This is a genomic window from Pseudomonas sp. 2995-1 (assembly GCF_002742505.1).
Classification (GTDB): domain Bacteria; phylum Pseudomonadota; class Gammaproteobacteria; order Pseudomonadales; family Pseudomonadaceae; genus Aquipseudomonas; species Aquipseudomonas sivasensis.
Window position 1 is genome coordinate 1 of the sequence record NZ_LJSA01000355.1, and the last position, 515, is coordinate 515.

At 55.5% G+C, this 515-nt stretch carries 1 protein-coding gene; it reads left to right on the forward strand.

The features are described from left to right. The coding region (locus AOA61_RS31220; RefSeq protein ID WP_158234807.1) for a hypothetical protein at window positions 1-515 on the forward strand (515 nt) is incomplete at both ends.

Here is a 515-nt window from a genome sequence, read left to right on the forward strand (position 1 = left end):
CTGCCGAAGATCGACCTGACCGTTACTGACGTTGAAGGCCTGAATTCCACTGGCACCGGTCAACCGACCGTGACCTTGGTTAACGACGTTCCGGTAATTGCTGTCACGCCGACTACCATCGTCGAGAACACTGCTGAAGCAGGCACCGTCGCCGGTACTTTCATCGCGAAAGACGAAGAAACCCCACGCGAGAACCTGAACATCAGCTTCACCGCTGGCACCAACGCTGACGGTTACTACGCCATCTCTGGCAACAACGTAGTCCTGACCGAAAAAGGCGCCGACTTCGTTAACGCTGGTAACCAACTGCCGAAGATCGACCTGACCGTTACTGACGTTGAAGGCCTGAATTCCACTGGCACCGGTCAACCGACCGTGACCTTGGTTAACGACGTTCCGGTAATTGCTGTCACGCCGACTACCATCGTCGAGAACACTGCTGAAGCAGGCACCGTCGCCGGTACTTTCATCGCGAAAGACGAAGAAACCCCACGCGAGAACCTGAACATCAGCTT